The sequence below is a fragment of the Bartonella sp. AD24XZML genome (assembly GCF_042196485.1).
Classification (GTDB): Bacteria; Pseudomonadota; Alphaproteobacteria; order Rhizobiales; family Rhizobiaceae; genus Bartonella.
This window is the reverse complement of the sequence record NZ_JBHIQH010000018.1, coordinates 1-1,071: the sequence shown is the minus strand read 5'-3', so window position 1 is coordinate 1,071 and position 1,071 is coordinate 1. Positions and strand designations below refer to the sequence as shown.

Genomic DNA, 1,071 nt, shown 5'->3' with positions numbered 1-1,071 from the left:
TCATCCTCTTTCTGATGAAAAACAACAAACTGCTGTTTCAACCTCTTCTCAATCTTTAGCCGATCAAATGATTGTGCGTCCAGTTCATAAAGAACACCCTTTTCCACAATTGAGTGAGAATCTTTCAGTTTCTCACTTTTTGACCACTCCCTCTACAGATGCGGTATTGTCTATGTCTGTGGTGCCAGCGATGGTTTTTCACAATGAAATGCAAACCGTACGTGCGGGAAGAGGAATTCTAGATAAAAGTAAAAAGAATACGGCTTTATGGAGCTATGCGATTAAATCTAAAGAGAGTGTTGTTACAGAGCATATAGATTTTAAACTGGATCAGACCGGTATCGTTTTGGGGATCAATGGTTTAAGCGAGTGGGAAAATGGAGAGTTTTATATAGGTGGTTTTGGCAGTTATGATCGTGCCCGTGTTGCGCATGCACGGGGGGGTAACAGTGGAATCAATACTTATGGTATTGGCGCTTATGTCACTTATTTGGATCATAGTGGATGGTATCTCGATGGTATTTTAAAATACAATCATTATCAAAATACTCTAAAAGCCGTTTCAACGAATGGTTTAGAGATTGAAGGAACATATACTCAAAGGGCATTGGGAACTTCCTTTGAAGCTGGTTATCGACTTAAGACGTCAAAGAACAGTTGGTTACAGCCTTATGGACAATTTACATGGTTGCAAGTTGAGGGTAAAGAAATCAAGTTATCGAATGGCATGACAGGTGACATGCGTCCATTCACTTCATTACGCAGTGAGATTGGCTTATCTTTAGGATATGAATTTGGTTCTCACATGGATTCCTCATCGCTTGCGTATATTACAGCAGCATGGTTGCGTGAGAATAAAGATGATAATCAAACGTTAATTAATCAACGCCATCCATTTACCACTGACTTATCGGGGAATGCAGGTAAATTAGGAATAGGTTTAAGCAGTTTAGTGAGTGAGAAGTTAAAGTTATATGGTGAGGCACATTATATTAAAGGGCGTAAAACAAAACAGTCCCTTCAGGGTATTTTAGGTGTACGCTATAGTTTCTAATTATATGGTTATTTTTT

The 1,071-nt window shown here is 38.7% G+C and carries 1 protein-coding gene; it reads left to right on the top strand.

What is annotated here, in order from left to right; translation table 11 throughout:
* A partial coding sequence (locus ACFIMX_RS02015) for an autotransporter outer membrane beta-barrel domain-containing protein (protein WP_375693948.1) occupies positions 1–1,054 on the top strand: 1,054 nt, incomplete at its 5' end.
* Positions 1,055–1,071: the final 17 nt, after the last annotated feature.